Source organism: Flavobacterium sp. ASW18X, assembly GCF_005144745.1.
Lineage (GTDB): Bacteria > Bacteroidota > Bacteroidia > Flavobacteriales > Flavobacteriaceae > Croceivirga.
Map to the genome: position 1 here is coordinate 46,866 of NZ_SWKK01000003.1, position 17,115 is coordinate 63,980.

Sequence of the window (17,115 nt, forward strand, 5' to 3'; positions counted from 1 at the left end):
TTTATTTGGTGTTGTAATCAAATTTAAATTAGAAAGAATAAAAACCTAATCTACTAGACAATTTATCAACAGTAATGATATGCGTGTTTCTAGTGTGCTCTAAATAGGTGAGTTAACGCTTTTATTTGCTTTTGTGATAGGGCTAATGATAAACCGTTTTGGGCGCCCTCATTCGAAGGCTAATGCGTACATTAGAGGTTCGTAAAACCAAACACATGAAAATTCGCATAAAAGGAGATGCTATTCGCTTTAGACTAACCCAGTCCGAAGTAAAGCAACTTTCAGATTCTGGCTATATAGAAGAGCAAACACATTTTGAGTCTTCAGTATTTACTTACGCTGTCAAAGCCATGAAAGGACTTAGTCAATTAGAGGCTGCTTTTGAGGGTACTACAATTACACTTTTTATGCCAGAAGACCTTTGTGAAAATTGGTTTTACAATGACCAAGTGGGGTATAGCAATCAAATGTTGATGCCCTCTGGGCGTAGTTTAGGACTGCTCCTGGAAAAAGACTTTACGTGTATGGACAATACCATAGAGGACCAATCAGACAACTACCCCAATCCTAAACTGCAATAAAATGGCGCACAACAAAAGAAATGTCTCTTTTACGGGATCTACAGAATTTACGGGTTTAAAATTAGGTGACCCTATACAGCATGCTGCGGGCATGCTCGGTGTAAAAGAAGCTTTAAAACATACATTTAAAGAAATGGGGGTGGTGCGCTCTACCCGAGCATTATTCAAAATGAACCAAAAAGACGGATTTGATTGTCCTAGCTGTGCTTGGCCAGACCCAGAACACCCTTCTAAGATTGCAGAATACTGTGAAAATGGAGCAAAAGCCTTGGCAGATGAGGCTACTACAGATAAAATAGATGCTGCTTTTTTTGCTAAACATTCGGTAGAGGAATTATCACAACTAACGGATTACGAACTAAATAGGTTTGGTCGTTTGGTGTCGCCTTTGGTATTACGTCCCAATGGTGTCCACTATGAGCCTATTTCTTGGGAAGAATCCTTTCAACTTATTGCGGAGCATTTACACAAGCTTAGCAACCCAAATGAAGCTATTTTTTATACTTCCGGGCGTTCTAGTAACGAGGCCGCTTTTTTATACGGCACGTTTGCAAGGGCTTTTGGGACCAATAACATGCCAGATTGCTCCAATATGTGTCATGAAAGCAGTGGGGTGGCATTGGGCGAAACCCTAGGTATTGGCAAAGGTTCTGTGACCTTAGATGATTTGTATGGGGCAGAAGTGATTATCATAGCTGGGCAAAACCCAGGGACAAATCACCCTAGAATGTTATCGGCCTTAGAAAAATGCAAGCAAAATGGAGGTAAGGTGGTTAGTATTAATCCGCTAGAAGAATCAGGGCTTGTGCATTTTAAGAATCCACAGCATGTAAAAGGTATGTTGAGTGGTGAAGACATGGCAGATATTCATTTACAAGTACGCATAAATCAAGATATTCCTTTGGTAAAAGCCATTTTAAAAAAATTAAAGGCCTTGGATGCGGAAGAAAATTCTGTTTTTGACCATGATTTTATTGCGAACTACACAGAAGGTTATGAGGCGGTAATGAACGATTTAGACCAGCATAATTTGCAAGATTTAATTGCAATGACTGGTGTTTCCGAGGCTAAAATAGATGAGACCGTACAGTTATTGGCGCCATCCTCCAAAATAATTGTGTGTTGGGCCATGGGGCTTACGCAGCACAAAAATGGGGTAGAAACCATTCGGGAATTTATTAATCTATTGCTGTTGAAAGGGGCTATAGGTAAGCCGCATGCGGGTACATGTCCAGTACGGGGGCATAGCAATGTACAAGGAGACCGTAGCGTTGGCATACAACATTTTGTAGATAAGGCCATGAACCAGCGCATCAAAGAGCATTTGGGTTTTGATGCGCCTACGGAAGAAGGTGTGGATGTGGTAAAAGCCATAATGGCAATGCATAAGGGAGATGCTAAAGTGTTTATGTGTTTGGGGGGTAATTTTTTAATGGCGGCATCAGACACGGCATATACTGCCGAAGCTATTCAGAATTGCGATTTAACCGTGCAAATTAGTACAAAGCTAAATCGTTCGCATTTAGTCACTGGTAAAACTGCTTTGATTTTGCCTACTATGGGGCGTTCTGAAAAGGACATGAAAAATGGTAAACTGCGTAGCTTTACCGTAGAAAACAGCATGGGAAAAGTAAGGCATAGCAAAGGTTTGCTAAAACCTGCTTCTGGCGATTTGGTGAGTGAACCAGAGATTATCGCCCATATTGCGGATGCCTATTTTAAAGGGAATCATTCTGTAGATTGGAAAACGCTTGGCGATAACTATGAAATGGTTCGCGAGTTGATAGATAAGGTGGCAAAAGGCTTTAAAAATACGGAGGAACGTGCCAAAGGTTCAGGGTATTATTTGCCCAATAATGCCAGGGATAAAGATTTTAGTCATTTACCCAATGGTAAAGCGCAGTTAATGGTGAATAACTTGCCAAATCACGATTTAAATGAGGACGAATTTATGTTGATGACCATTCGCTCTCATGACCAATTTAATACTACCATTTACGGATTGCACGATCGTTACCGTGGGGTCTATAATGAAAGACGGGTCTTGTTCATGAATAAGAAGGATATGGCCGCTAGAGGTTTGGCTAAGTGCGATGTGGTAAACCTACATAGCCATTATGATGGCGTAAAGCGTACGGCAGAAAAATTCTTAGTAATACCCTATAATATTCCAGAAGGAAATCTGGGGGCCTACTTTCCGGAAACCAATGTTTTGGTGCCCATAAACCATTATGCGGACCGTAGTTATACGCCTATAAGTAAAAGTGTAAAGGTTACTGTGGAGAAACTGTAGCTTTTTTAGAATTTAAATTTCTTATTTTTAAGTGTTAGAGAATTAATTCATAGTGATAAATGAAAGCAGCGCTTTATCTTTTAGTGGTTTTGTTTAGTTGTTCTAATTCTTGGGCTCAAAAAGGTGAAAGCAATTTAGAAAATGTAGATGGGTGGTATTTTAGAGTTACAGGTGGTTATCCAGCAGCCATATCATTTGAACCTATAGTCTTGTTTAAAGATGGAACCTATTTTGAAATAGGAGAAGAAGCGCTTTCTGAGGTTGATATTTCACAGTCTAAAATTACAGATGCCAATCTTTGGGGTAGATGGACAAGAAACGGAACTATTTTTACGTTGACCAACGAAGAGAACAAGTCCTACGAGTATGATTTAAATTCTGGTAATTGGTTTGTGGCTTTTCCTTATAACCCCAAAATTAAATTAATCGGAACGTATGAGAAGGTTTCTGGGGGTGTCTATGGTAATGGGTTAATGGCTCTTTTTAGTTCTAAACTAACGTTTTTGGATGATAAGCATTTTACCCATGCAAAAAATGGTGGGGTAACAGCGTATGGTTCTTCCGCTTGGAAAAACGATGAAAAATCTGGTGTATATCATATTAAGGGTAACGAAATCAGTTTGTCGTACAATAATGGCGTTACTGTAAAATTTTCCTTTGCCATAGGTGCAGAGGGAGATAATGTTATAGACACGGATATGTTACTTATAGGGGGCAAAGCGTATGTTATCGAATAGTTAATACTATCTTTTAGCAAAAGTTGCTATTGTTCAAACTCCTTTTTTAGCGCTAGGTATACACCATTACTCCAACCAAAGCCATCTTGCACGGGGTATTCTCCACCGCCCGCTTCTAAGGTTAAATCCTCTACGTTGTATTTTTCTACAAATTTACCAGTGTTCTCATAAACCTTTTCGTTCAATTGTATCCAGCGGGTAGCAATAGTCTTGGCTAATGCCTGGTGGCCATAATTATTTAACCCAACATAGGTCATCCACTGTAGCGGTGCCCATCCATTAGGTGCATCCCACTGTTGTCCAGAACTACCACCATAATTAATATAAAAAAGGAGATTTGTTTAGGTTATAATAAACCGTTTTTAATAGCAAATCTTACCATTGCTGCGGCATTAGAAACATCCATTTTTTGCATTAAATTTCTACGATGCGTTTCAACAGTTAATGGACTAATAAATAATTCTTCTGCTATATCATTGGTTTTTTTACCGTCTGCGATTAACTGTAAAATATGTTTCTCTCTTCTTGTTAGTTGTGGTACCTCTACTATTTCTTGTGCAATGAATTCAGTAAGAATTTTTTGAACCTCGTTGCCATAATACACATTGTTATTGTAAACTTGTTTGATGGCCAAACACAACTCATCAGCACTTGCATTTTTTAACAAATATCCCTTTACCCCGTTACGAATCATTTGGGTTATAATACTTGCTTCATTATAGGTGCTAAGTCCTAATATTTTTGAATTTGGGTTATTTGCTAAAATATGTTTAGCCATATCTATTCCACTAATATCTGGAAGATTAACATCTAATAATATTACATCTACGGCAGTTATTTTTAAATATTTTAATGCCTCTTTGCCAGTGGTAAAATAGTTTTTTACACTAAGGGATTCAAACCCTTCCAGAAGTGTTTTTAAACCTTCAATAACCATAGGGTGGTCATCAATTATTACTATTTTAATTGCTTTATGCTGCATTAATGTTAAGATGTATGTTTACAGTAGTACCTTCATTCTTTATGCTATGAAAATCTAATTCTCCTTTTAAGTAAGCAATACGTGTTCTTAAGTTTGAAAGACCCATGCCTTTTTGTTCTTTTTCTAAAATTTCTTTTGACATACCAATACCATTATCTTCTACCGTAATGTCGATGGTGTTGCCTTCTCGTATAAACTGTATTAAAACCTCTGTTGCTTTAGCATGTTTTACTGCATTATTAATGAGTTCTTGTATTACTCTAAAAATAGTTACTTGATGATTTAAATCAATGCCATTTTCATTGCCGTAAAATTGCAGGGTAACTTTGGTGCCTGTACCTGTCATGTTTGTACAATAATCTTTAAGTGCAGCATGTAATCCAAATTTCACTAATGTTTCTGGCATTAAATTACGTGCAATTACCCGTAACTCACTTAACGAATCATCTAAGTCTTTCATCACCTTTAATAGCCTGTCTTTTGGATATTCACTAGGTTCGTCTTTATCTAACTTTGATAAATTTAAACTTATACCAGACAACCGTCCTCCTAAACCATCATGCAAATCAATTGCCAGTCTTTTACGTTCCTTTTCTTGACCTTCTATCATAGCAGAAAATATTTTATTTTGTTGCTCTTGTTTTAAAAGGTCAAGTTCAGCCTCTTTAAGTCTTTGTTTTCTGCGCGTTTTTCTGAGTTTATTTCTGTAAAAAATATATCCCAATACTATTAATAAGCCCAATAAACCAATTGCCATCCCATAGAAATAGGTTCTTGATTTTTGTTTTTCTAAGGCTAGTGCATTTTCATTTCTTTCATTTTCTAAAGCCAAGATCTGCCGCTCTTTTTCTGCAGCCGTATACTTAAGTTCTAATTCCTTTGATTTTTTAACCGAAGCCTGTATTTCAATACTGTCATAAATATCCACAGCTGCCAACATATCTTTGTAAGCACTTTTATAGTCTTTGGCCGAAGCATTAATTTTTGACCGAGAATAATATGCTTGAAAAACCCCTATACCATCATTAGATTTTAAAGAATGGTTTAAATATTTTGTAATGTAACTGCTCGCAGAATCAAACATTTTAGTTTGCTCATATAGTTTAGCATAGCGCTGCATAACCATACCATATTGATTAGACGACTTGTAATTTTTAACAAAATTGTAAGCTTTGTCCAACGTTTTTAATGAGCTCTTATACTCTTTTGTTCTAAGCTGATATTGACTTTTTTGTAAGTTAAAATTGAATTGATCAAAAGTATTAGGATAGCGCTCTAATAACTCTTCAACTTTAGTCAAGGTAAGATTCATTTGCGGTAAAGAATCTAACCGCTCTTGAACCATTGCCAACTGTATTAAATTAAAAGTGGCCTGCTCTGGATATCCCAACTGAGCATAAACCACTTCACCTTTTACCAAACTTTGGTAAGCATCAATATAATTAACTAGGTTTATGTTCTTAACACCTAAATTGGTATAAACATTGGCAAGAAAAAGGCTGTCTTTTAATTCTTTAACTATTGGTAAAACCATTTCTGTAATTTCTAACTCTTCGTTGTGCTGACCCAAATAGCCATAGGTTAAACCCAAATTGTAATTAGATTTGACCCAAAGTTCTTTAAGTTTATCTGACACCGTCTTGTACTGCAAATTTTCTAAAATAGCTACAGATTTAGTTAGGTAAACCAAAGCGCTATCTGGATTTACATACATATAAGCTCTTCCCATTGTATAATTGGCATCAGCACTACCTTTTCTGTATTTAATTTTTGAACTTAATTCTAGTGCCTTCCTGGCTAGGTTAAAAGTTTTTGTAGAGTCTGTTCCATCATAAGCTCTTGAAAGTTCGCATAGCGCATCAATTTTTCTCTCATTTATTAAGGCACTTGGCTGTTCTCTTTCTATCGCATAAATTGTTCTTAGCTCATTTTCTAAGCTATCTATTTTACTGGTTGTGCTTAATTGAGCAGTTACAAGCCCATAAAAAAGACCACATAATAACAATAATGCAACCCGCATAAAATTATTTGAATTAGCTAATCAAATCTAATATAATACAACTCTTAGTTGTAAGAAATACCTTTTAAAGATATACCTAGAAACCAGTAGAAAAAAATACAGCTTTGAGGGTATTTACCACAGTTTCTTTTTTAAATACATTCGTTAACTACTATTTAATTTACAGAACACTATGAAACCAACCTACATTTTCACCTCTTTAGTTTTGCTACTTTTTATAGGTTGTAAGTCTCAACAATACACTTTTGAGGAATTACCAGAAAAATACATTCAATTTGGTTCTGGTGGCGGGGTAACAGGCATGGTTACCACGTTTACCTTGTTACCCAACGGTCAATTATTTAAGAACAATTCTATTACAAAAGAATATACAGAACTTCAAAATGTTCCAAAAGATAAGGTTAAGCTTTTATTCAACAGGTTAGCTGATTTAAAACAAACCAACACTCCCATAGAACAACCCGGTAATATGTTTGCTTTTTTAGAAGACATAGATGGTAAGTCCACTTACCGTATGGTTTGGGACACTGCAAACCCACAGGTTTCAGAAGAAATAAGAACACTATATAAAATGCTATACACAACCACTAATTAACTACTAATGAAAAAGAAAACTACAGTCTTACTAGTTTTCTCGTTTTTTATTGGCTTAGGGGGGCTTTTTGCCCAAAAAACCTTTGCTGATAAAAAGCGAGGCTCTTCGGAGAATAGTCATGTGAAAGTTGAAAAGCTTAAACCATCTTTACTTCAAAAAAAAGTTCAAGAAAAAGTAAATAAAAAAACACGTCAGCAAGCCATCTCAAAGTTCAATCTTTCTAAAACTTTTTCATTTGCCAAAAATTCTGAATTTAATCCTACAAAATCAGTCTTGTCAAAATCTGGTAGAATTGTATTTAATAATGCAGGTATTAGCAGTAAAGAAAGTACATCAGCACTAACCGAAATCAGTAAAAATTATTTAAAAACCCTACTACCTCAACTAAAAATTAATTCTATTGAAAACGAACTTCAATTTAAAGAATCACATGTCGATAAAAATGGAAAAACCCATTTAAAGTACCAACAAATCTTTAATGGGGTCAAGGTTTTTGGAGGTGAAAGTTATGTACACATTAGCAAGAATAAAGATAAGGTAAGTTATACTGGAAAACTCTATCCAAGTAAAAATGTACAAGCCTTCAATCCTAAAATAACTGCTTCTTACTGTTTTGATATCATTGAGAATGACCTAAATACTTCTATCATAAAAACAAGAAAAAGTGTAAACCAAATAACTATTCCAGGACCAGAGTCGGAGTTGGTATGGTATAATCACCAACAATCTTTAGTATTGGTATGGCACATAACCGCCTTTGAAAATTATGTTGATAGATGGGAGTATTTTATAAATGCAGAATCGGGGGCTATTGTTGCCAAATATTATCACACCTGCACGCTTACCTATGAGCATTTTAAAGGTCATAAACATAAAAACAACTCAATAGCAAGCTCTACTAAGTCTTTACCACCAACCTCAGATAATCTTATTGACTTAAATGGTGTACAAAGACAAATTAATGGCTACACAGAAGGTACAGAAACCTATATGTTTAACACCACTAAATCTATGTTCAATGCAGCGCAAACCCAAGTGCCAGACAATATGGTAGGAGCAATAGTAACGCTAGATTTTAATAATCAGCCTTACGACACAGAAAATCCCTCCTTTTTTTATGTGTCAGAAGGAAATGGCAATTATACCAATCCTATTGCGGTTTCTGCCCACTACAACGCAAGTGTGTCATATGATTATTTTGAGAATACGTTTAATAGAAATTCATTAAATGGAGAAGGCGGAACAATTTATTCTATTATCAATGTTGCTGATACGGACGGTGGCGGATTTGACAACGCTTTTTGGAACGGTTCCTTCATGGCTTACGGCAACGGAAATTTTGCGTTTAATCCTATAGCAGGAGCACTAGATGTTGGCGGTCATGAAATGGGTCATGGGGTTATTGGCACCACTGCCAATCTAGTTTATCAAGACCAATCTGGAGCCATAAACGAATCTTTTGCGGACATTTTTGGGGCAATGATAGATCGTGATGATTGGCTAATTGCCGAAGATATTGTTACCAATCAATACTATACCTCTGGAGCAATGCGAGATATGCAAAATCCGAACAATGGAGGTAACTCTTTCGGTGATCCAGGATGGCAACCCGCCCATATGGACGAAATTTATACGGGCACACAAGACAATGGCGGAGTGCACATTAATAGCGGTATAGCTAACAGAGCTTATTATCTAGTAGCAACAGCTATTGGCAAAAACAAAGCTGAACAAATCTATTACAAAGCGCTTGTAGATTATTTAACCGCCTCTTCTCAATTTATTGATTTGCGAATTGCTGTAATTAATGCAGCAACAGATTTACATGGCACTGGTTCTGCCGAAGTACAAGCTGTTATTGATGCTTATGATGCTGTTGGTATTACTGGTGGAAATGGCGATGGAGGAACCGATACCAATGATGATTTACCATCACTAAGTGGAAACGAATTTATTTTAAGTGTAGATGTAAATTCTAGTGACCCTAATACCCTCTACATTTCTGATACTAATGGCGAAGATTTTGTACCTGTATCTCAAGTTGGTGTTTTTAGAAAGCCAACGGTAGCTGATGATGGTAGCATTGCATTATATGTAACTGAAGATAATACGGTCAATGGGCTGGTTTTAGAAGAAAACAATATTAGCGAAGAAGTAGTTTCTGATCAACCTATTTGGTCTCAGGTAGCACTTTCAAAAGATGGTACCAAATTTTCAGCAATAACCAATGACGATAGTAATATTATCTATGTTTTTGATTTAATTTCGGGAGAATTTCAAGAATACACTTTATTTAATCCTACCACGCAAGACGGCGTTAATACTGGTGATGTACTTTATCCAGATGCTATGGAATGGGATTATTCTGGTGAATACATTATGTATGACGCCTACAATGCTTTGGACAACCCTTTTGGCGTGTCAATAGACTATTGGGATGTTGGTTTTATTAAAGTGTGGGATTATACTACCAACACTTTTGGTGATGGTAGCATTCAAAAACTATTTTCTAGCCTCCCAGAAGGTGTAAGCATTGGTAACCCATCTTTTTCAAAAACCTCTGGTAACATTGTGGCCTTTGACTACTTTAATTTTCAATCCGATGAATATGAGGTGTTGGCTGCTAATATTGAAACCGGTGAATTAAATACCATATTTGTGAATCAAAAACTTGGGTTTCCTAATTATGCCAGTGATGATTCTAAGCTAATATTTGATGCTTACGCTACTGACGACAGTGAGCTAATTGCTGTCATTAATCTAAACACAGACAAAATTAGCGCTCAAGGTAGTGCCTCTGGACTTATTGGTCAGGCAAAATGGGGCATTTGGTACACCCAAGGTGAAAGAGAAACAGAAGAACCTCCTTCAAATAGCGGTAACGCCATATTATCTTTTAGTTTTAATAGTTTAACACCCACTGTAAATGCTACAATATCTGGCAATCAAATTAGCGCCTTAGTACCAGAAGACACCGATTTAAGTGCTTTAGTGGCAACATTCACCTTATCAGATGGTGCTGTTGCAACAGTTAATGGGATTACCCAACAAAGTGGAATAACGGTAAACAATTTTACAAACGCAGTAACCTATACTATTACCTCTACGGCAAATACAGTTCAAAATTATACAGTTACCGTAGTATTAAATAATGATAATACTGACCCTAATGATTTGGATGGAGATGGCATTCTTAACGATTTTGACAAATGCCCAAATACACCAACAGGCATCCCTGTTGATGCAGATGGTTGTTCTACAAATTCAAACTCAGACAGCAACTTTACGGTTCAAATTACAGATACCTCATGTATTAGGGTATCTAACGGTGTTGTTCAAATTACTGCTGTAAACAGTGCTAATTATACAGTATTGTTTACTGGAAACGGTATTAATGAGACTGTAAATTTTTTGGAAACCGCAACTATTGAGAATTTACCTCCAGGGCAATATTCAGCGTGCATATCACAACAAGGAAATCAAAATGCAGAAACTTGTTTTGAGATACAATTATCAGAACCTGAGGCATTAGGGGTTGATTCGATAACAGATGTAGACCAAAAATCAGTAACCTTAATCTTATCTGGTAGTTCAAGATATTTCATTCAACTTAACAATCAAATTTTTGAAACAGCTGAAAATTCAATTACACTACCGCTGAATAAAGATAAAAATACGTTAACTGTATCCACCGAAAAAGACTGCCAAGGTTCTTATGAAGAACTTATTGTTTTGGATACCGGCTTTGTTTACCCTAACCCAGTAGCAGGTGAAGAGCTTTTTATAGCATTTCCTTACACCAATCAAGATGAACCACTAACCTTAACAGTTTTTGCAGTTAACGGTGAACTAGTTAAAAGAGAGCTAATTAGTACAATAGGTGGAAAAGCTCAAACAAATATTTCTGATTTAAGTAAAGGAACTTACATCATAAAAATGGAGTCAAAAAATATTACTATCACCAAAAAAATTATAAGAAAATGAAAAAGATAATTTATGCCTTTGCATTACCTCTTGTTTTCATGTTTTCTTGTTCAACCTCAGAAGAGCCGACAGATGACACTGATGATAATAACAACAATAACGGTACAGTTCCAGGTGTAGCCACTCTAGTTTTTCCAGAAAACAATAAACTTTGTACTCAAGGAACTATAATTAATGATTTAGAGAATACTATTACTTTTCAATGGCAAGAAGCTTCTGACACCGACTCATACGAAGTTAATGTAAGTTATGTTGAAAGTGGGGTTACCGTTAAACAAACCAGTACAACAACAGAAGCAACAATTACACTAGAAAGAGGTAAAAGTTATAGTTGGTTTGTAGTATCCAAATCTAACGATACCAACGATGATACCAGAAGTGAAACCTGGCGATTTTTTAATGAAGGTGTTGGAGAAACGCACTATGCACCTTTTCCTGCATTAATAACGCAACCTGTAAACGGAGCAACAATTAGCAATACCACTTCTGTAAACTTACAATGGAATGGTAGCGATGCTGATAATGATATTGTTGAATACCAAGTGTATTTAGACACCAATGAAACACCATCCAATAGTTTAGGCACTACAACTCAAAATTCAGTAAATGTAACGGTACAAACAGGTCAAACGTATTATTGGAAGGTAAAAACTATTGATGCCAAGAATAATACGTCAGAATCAGAGGTCTTTAATTTTTCAGTAGAATAAGATGAGGTATTTAAGTAAATCTATACTATATATTATTCTTCTTCTCGTTTTACTAGTAATAGCTTCTTGTAGTAGTGAAACAAATGAAGAGTCTCTATTTGAGGATATTAAAACCAATAATCCAAATGACCTTTTTAATGCAGACCCTAGCCTGAATAATTTTGTAATTACTAGATGGGATGAAAGCGTTGTAATTGTAAATCCAGAAACTGGCTCGGAAGAAATAGTATATACTTTTGATGATTTTATATATCCAGAAGGAGTTGCCAATTATTACAATGGGGTCATTTATGTTAGTACGGATGATAATGCTATAAATGCAATAAATCCGGAAACCAAAACCTTACTTTGGGATGTTCCAATGTTAGAATATGATTTCAGCAGTTTAGGGTTTACTAGCATCAATATTAATGATGGTATTTGTTATGCTTCTGGTAGTTTTGGTGTAATGGTTGCGGTTGATGCAATTTCCGGTGAATTGTTATGGTATTATTCTTCAAATATTAATGGTGAATTAGATAATCTTCTTACAGAAAATAGAATTCCGATAGTACACAAAGATAAAGTGTACCTATTTTCAGAAATACCTTTTGCATCAAGTATACCACCTTACATGCATATTTTAGATAAAAATACAGGTAAGTTAATTAACAAGATTGAATTGCCCTATGAAACAACAGGGGAACCCGTAATTTGCAATGATATAATATACTTGCCAGCAAAAAACATGTATGCTATTGACCTCAACTCTTTAGAAGTTATATGGAGCTTTGCAGCAGATGCTGTAAGTACACCACAAATAAGTGCTGATAAGATTGTGTTTCATGGAATCCCTGTTGATGATACTATTTATTCCAGACTCTATTGTTTGGATGTGAATACAGGCACCCCCTCATGGATAATAGAGACCGGCTTTGATACTATGTGGACACCAACAATTGTTAATGATGTTGTCTTTGGTGTGTATGAAAAAGCAAGCAGCTTTGCCTTTGCAAGAAATGGTAGACCATTTGCCGTAAATCTAAATGATGGGAGTCAAATTTGGTACAAAGAAGATATTTCAATCGATACCAGTCCAGTCTACGCAAACGGAAGATTATTTTTTCATGGTCATAATATCACCGGAACTGCGGATATAGATGAAAACGTCGGCTTTTTTAGCATGAATGCCAGCACAGGAGAAATTTTATGGCTAAACAACACCTTTAGATATGATTATATAAGTACCCCAATAGTAGTTGCCCAAAACGGAATTTTTGGGCCTGGTTATTTTCAAGGTAATTAATATGCAACCTTTAAAAGAAAGTTTGAGTTAGTTTATTTTAGTTGGTTGAGCCCCATTAAAGGGGCTTTTTTTATTTAAAAGCCTGTATACCAGTAATATCAGCCCCTGTAATTAAAAGATGAATATCATGTGTGCCTTCGTAAGTAACAACGCTTTCTAAATTCATCATATGGCGCATGATGCTAAACTCCCCAGAAATCCCCATAGCACCGAGTATTTGTCTGGATTCCCTAGCTACTTGCAATGCCATGGCAACGTTATTTCGTTTGGCCATAGAAATCATGGCAGTGCTCGCTTTACCTTCATTCTTTAATTGTCCTAACCGATGTGCTACCAATTGCGCTTTGGTGATTTCCGTGACCATTTCGGCTAACTTTTTTTGTTGTAATTGAAAAGCGGCAATAGGTTTTCCAAACTGCATACGTTCCTTGGCATAGCGTAGAGCGGTATCATAACAATCCATTGCGGCTCCTATTGCGCCCCAAGAAATGCCGTACCGTGCAGAATCTAAGCAATGTAGAGGGGCAGATAGCCCACTTTTACCGGGTAACAGATTTTCCTTTGGAACTTTTACATTGTCAAAATGAAGTTCTCCCGTGGCAGATGCGCGTAGCGACCATTTATTGTAGGTTTCTGGTGTGGTAAAGCCTTCCATGCCTCGTTCTACCAAAAGACCATGGATTCTACCATTTTCATCCTTGGCCCATACCACGGCCACGTCTGCAAATGGGGCATTGGAAATCCACATTTTGGCCCCGTTTAATAAATAATGGTCTCCTTGGTCTTTGAACTTGGTTTCCATGCCTCCGGGATTAGAACCATGGTTGGGTTCCGTTAGTCCAAAGGCGCCCATAAATTCCCCAGATGCCAGTTTGGGTAAAAAATGTTGTTTTTGCGTTTCGGTACCATAAGCATAAATGGGGTACATGACCAAAGAAGATTGTACGGAAGCGGTAGAGCGGATTCCGCTATCGCCACGTTCAATTTCTTGCATTAACAAACCGTAGCTGATGTAATCTAAACCAGCGCCGCCATAATCCTCTGGTATCATTGGGCCAAAAGCGCCAATTTCTGCCAAGCCTCCTATTACTTGTTTGGGAAAAGTAGCGTTTTGGGCATACTCATCAATAATAGGGATAATAGCTTTGTTTACCCATGAACGCGCAGCATCACGGACCATTTTATGTTCGCTACTCAAAACATCGTCTAATAAATAATAATCGGGTGCAGAAAAATCCTTTGGGTCCATATGCTTCAGTTTAGTCTCTCTTCAAAGATAAGAAGCACTTGGGAGGTCTTTACATTTTTAAATAAAAATCCTTGGTAAGGTTAATGTAATCTTCGGTGTATTGGTGGCGCTCTTTTTCTATTACCAAGTCGTTCACCATGGGCTGCTTTTCTTCAAAAGTTAAATACAGTAAACTGCGTTTTATGGGGGCGGTATCGTGGCCTTTTACGTGGGTTATATTGGTAACATAAAGGCCATAAGTTCTTGCTGTGGCCAAAAAAGATTTTTCTTCGCTAAACGGAATAATGCAAGCGAACCCGCCTTCTGAAGTCAAAAGTTTGGCAACGCCTTCCAATAAATTTGGAAAGGGTAATGAAGATTCTTGCCGGGCTGCATCTCTTTCTAAAGAACCGCTGTTTACCTGTTCCGTATAAAAAGGAGGATTGGCAACAATTAGGTCGTACTCCTCTGCATCCATTTCGGTTACAAATTCGGAGAATTCTGCGTGGTAGCAAAATAAGCGGTCTGCCCAATCCGATGCTTCAAAATTGGAAACGCATTGTTCATAAGCGGCATCGTCTAACTCCAAAGCGTCTATAAGTTCTGCGGAACTACGTTGGGCCAATTGCAGAGCAATTACCCCCGTTCCGGTGCCCACGTCTAAAATGGAATCGGGTTGGTTGTGCAAGGGTGCCCAAGCGCCAAGTAGTACGGCATCTGTGCCTATTTTCATAGCACAGCGGTCTTGTTGCACCGTAAATTGTTTAAAGGTAAAAGTTTCTGCCATTATTCGCCTAAATACAGTTCTACCAATCCATCAGGGGTGGATACATGTATTTCCTTTTGTTGGCGGTCTAGTTTGGTGATGATATCGTCGTTCAAGGGAATCAATAACTCTTTGCCTTCTTTTTCTACCTCAAACAAAACTTGACTAGCACTGTCGTTAATGGATACAACGGCACCTATATCGCCATGAACGGCATCTATCATTCTAAATCCTATGACCTCATGATAGTAGAACTGGTCGCCACTAAGTTTGGGTAAAAAGGAAAGTGGTAAATATAGTTCACTTCCCATAATACGGTCTGCGGCAGCTTCGTCTTTTACGTCTTCAAAATCTATACGGAGTAGGGTCGATTTATGTAAGCGGCACTTTTCAATAAAAAATGGAACCAGATTTCGCCCTAAAAGGACAAATACTGATTCCATGTTTTCGTAGATTTCGGGTTCATCTGTATCTAGTTTTACTAGAACTTCACCCTTGAAGCTATATTTTGAAACGATTTTGCCTAGGTAGAAACAATCTTCCTTGCGCATCGTCTACAAATTATTCTTTATCAGCTTCGCCTTCTTTCATTTCTGGAGCTGCAGGAGCCTCTTCTGGCATCTCTGGTGCAGCTTCAACAGCTTCTACTTCTGCAGATGCATCACCAGCTACTTCAGTTTCTGGAGTTTCTTCTACAACAGGTTGCTGTGCAGCGATACGCGCTTCGTTAACTTCTTTTTCTGCTGCTAATGCTTTGGCTTTAGCATCTTCTTTTGCTTGGTCTAGACCTTCTACCTTAGCTTGTACAGCTTTTTCTTTCTCTTCTAACCATGCATTAAAACGCTTTTCCGCTTCTTCCTCAGAAAAAGCACCTTTTCTTACACCGCCTAATAAGTGATGCTTTAAAAGTGCACCTTTGTAAGAAAGGATAGCTCTAGCAGTATCAGTTGGTTGCGCTCCATTGTTCAACCATTTTACAGCGCCATCAACATCTAAGTCAATACTAGCAGGATTGGTATTAGGATTGTAAGTACCTAATTTTTCTAAAAATTTACCATCTCTTTTAGAGCGGCTATCCGCTGCTACTACCCAATAGAATGGTTTTCCTTTTTTACCGTGGCGTTGTAATCTAATTTTTACTGGCATATCACATTAATTTGTTGGGTGCCCGACCCTTGATTATTAATTCATTTTTTGCTTTTACCCGAAAAGCGGGTGCAAATATAGCCTTATTTTCCCATATGTCAATTATTTAGGGTTAAAAAAGTTAAATCTCTTAACAGCTGGTTCAGTAGCTGTTAAATCGCTTATAAACCCTGTTAAATACTTGATATTGGGAGTTATTCTTTTAAATTATAGAGTGTTGTTGATAGTCAATAACGTATAATGTTGAATTTAAAATGATAAGAGATTATGGAATATTCCGTAGAAATGAGTAATAAGTTGAATGAATTGTTAACCCGTACATACGATGCGGAGAAAGGTTTTAAAGAAGCTGCAGAACATGTAGACAATCCAATTTTTGAAGAGTTTTTTATGACTCGCGCTAAGCAACGTTATGAGTTTGGCCATGAGTTGAAAAGTGAAATAAAAACCTTTGGGCAAGATCCAGATAAAGGAGGGAGCGCCATGGGAACACTACATAGAAATTGGATGAACTTAAAATCCTACTTCAATTCTAATAATGATGAAGCTATGTTGAGCGAGGTGGAGCGCGGTGAAAAGGAAGCTGTGAACACCTATGATGATATTTTGAATGATAAAGATTTTGTACTGCCCCCTTCTACAGAATCGATATTAATGAGGCAGCGTAATGCCATAAAGAAGACTTTGGATACGGCAAAGATTTATGAAAGAGCCGTTTCCTAATTTAGGTTCAACATAGTTTTTAGAAAAGCCAAGTGTTCGCTTGGCTTTTTTTATGGTTCATAACT

At 37.0% G+C, this 17,115-nt stretch carries 14 protein-coding genes and 1 pseudogene; 8 read left to right on the forward strand and 7 right to left on the reverse strand.

The window, feature by feature from the left end; translation table 11 throughout:
• Nucleotides 1-215 precede the first annotated feature (215 nt).
• From FBT53_RS01205 to FBT53_RS01215, 3 genes are read left to right on the forward strand one after another with little or no spacing between them, the layout of a single operon-like run.
• Entirely contained in the window at nt 216-581 is a 366-nt protein-coding gene (locus FBT53_RS01205; protein WP_136949351.1) for a hypothetical protein, read from the forward strand.
• Between the two features lies 1 nt (nt 582).
• Nucleotides 583-2,874, forward strand: a complete 2,292-nt coding sequence (locus FBT53_RS01210) for an FdhF/YdeP family oxidoreductase (protein WP_136949352.1) — start codon at nt 583-585, stop codon at nt 2,872-2,874.
• Between the two features lie 59 nt (nt 2,875-2,933).
• Nucleotides 2,934-3,611, forward strand: a complete 678-nt coding sequence (locus FBT53_RS01215; protein ID WP_136949353.1) for a hypothetical protein — start codon at nt 2,934-2,936, stop codon at nt 3,609-3,611.
• Nucleotides 3,612-3,637: 26 nt separating this feature from the next.
• Here the strand turns inward: FBT53_RS01215 and FBT53_RS01220 are convergent.
• From FBT53_RS01220 to FBT53_RS01230, 3 genes and pseudogenes are all read right to left on the reverse strand, one after another.
• A pseudogene (locus FBT53_RS01220) lies at nt 3,638-3,916 on the reverse strand (trehalase family glycosidase); the annotation flags it as partial.
• Nucleotides 3,917-3,957: 41 nt separating this feature from the next.
• Nucleotides 3,958-4,593: a response regulator transcription factor gene (locus tag FBT53_RS01225; RefSeq protein ID WP_136949354.1), complete on the reverse strand. Its 636-nt coding sequence runs from the start codon at nt 4,591-4,593 to the stop codon at nt 3,958-3,960.
• Entirely contained in the window at nt 4,583-6,613 is a 2,031-nt protein-coding gene (locus tag FBT53_RS01230; protein ID WP_136949355.1) for a sensor histidine kinase, read from the reverse strand. Before FBT53_RS01230 ends, FBT53_RS01225 begins: the two co-directional genes overlap by 11 nt.
• A 172-nt stretch (nt 6,614-6,785) precedes the next feature.
• On the opposite strand from FBT53_RS01230, the gene FBT53_RS01235 reads away from it, so the two are divergent.
• The 4 genes from FBT53_RS01235 to FBT53_RS01250 are packed head-to-tail and all read left to right on the forward strand — an operon-like array spanning nt 6,786 to nt 13,187.
• Nucleotides 6,786-7,208 (forward strand): hypothetical protein, encoded by a 423-nt coding sequence (locus FBT53_RS01235; protein ID WP_136949356.1) that lies wholly within the window; start codon nt 6,786-6,788, stop codon nt 7,206-7,208.
• A 6-nt stretch (nt 7,209-7,214) separates the two neighbouring features.
• Nucleotides 7,215-11,192: a M4 family metallopeptidase gene (locus FBT53_RS01240; RefSeq protein ID WP_136949357.1), complete on the forward strand. Its 3,978-nt coding sequence runs from the start codon at nt 7,215-7,217 to the stop codon at nt 11,190-11,192.
• Nucleotides 11,189-11,902, forward strand: coding sequence for an Ig-like domain-containing protein (locus FBT53_RS01245; protein WP_136949358.1), 714 nt, complete (start codon nt 11,189-11,191; stop codon nt 11,900-11,902). The genes FBT53_RS01240 and FBT53_RS01245 overlap by 4 nt, the downstream gene beginning before the upstream one ends.
• Nucleotide 11,903: 1 nt before the next feature.
• Nucleotides 11,904-13,187, forward strand: coding sequence for a PQQ-like beta-propeller repeat protein (locus FBT53_RS01250; protein WP_136949359.1), 1,284 nt, complete (start codon nt 11,904-11,906; stop codon nt 13,185-13,187).
• Between the two features lie 70 nt (nt 13,188-13,257).
• On the opposite strand, the gene FBT53_RS01255 is transcribed toward FBT53_RS01250, so the two are convergent.
• The 4 genes from FBT53_RS01255 to FBT53_RS01270 are packed head-to-tail and all read right to left on the reverse strand — an operon-like array spanning nt 13,258 to nt 16,327.
• Nucleotides 13,258-14,436 carry an acyl-CoA dehydrogenase family protein gene (locus tag FBT53_RS01255; protein WP_136949360.1) on the reverse strand — a complete coding sequence of 393 codons (1,179 nt, stop codon included), beginning with the start codon at nt 14,434-14,436 and terminating at the stop codon, nt 13,258-13,260.
• Between the two features lie 49 nt (nt 14,437-14,485).
• Nucleotides 14,486-15,202 (reverse strand): tRNA1(Val) (adenine(37)-N6)-methyltransferase, encoded by a 717-nt coding sequence (locus tag FBT53_RS01260; RefSeq protein WP_136949361.1) that lies wholly within the window; start codon nt 15,200-15,202, stop codon nt 14,486-14,488.
• Nucleotides 15,202-15,732 (reverse strand): ribosome maturation factor RimM, encoded by a 531-nt coding sequence (gene rimM, locus FBT53_RS01265; RefSeq protein WP_136949362.1) that lies wholly within the window; start codon nt 15,730-15,732, stop codon nt 15,202-15,204. The genes FBT53_RS01260 and rimM overlap by 1 nt, the downstream gene beginning before the upstream one ends.
• A 10-nt stretch (nt 15,733-15,742) precedes the next feature.
• A complete protein-coding gene (locus FBT53_RS01270; RefSeq protein ID WP_136949363.1) occupies nt 15,743-16,327 on the reverse strand; it encodes a 30S ribosomal protein S16 in 585 nt (194 codons plus the stop codon).
• Nucleotides 16,328-16,594: 267 nt separating this feature from the next.
• Here FBT53_RS01270 and FBT53_RS01275 point away from each other — a divergent pair, with 267 nt between their 5' ends.
• Nucleotides 16,595-17,050 (forward strand): PA2169 family four-helix-bundle protein, encoded by a 456-nt coding sequence (locus FBT53_RS01275; protein ID WP_136949364.1) that lies wholly within the window; start codon nt 16,595-16,597, stop codon nt 17,048-17,050.
• Nucleotides 17,051-17,115 lie beyond the last annotated feature (65 nt).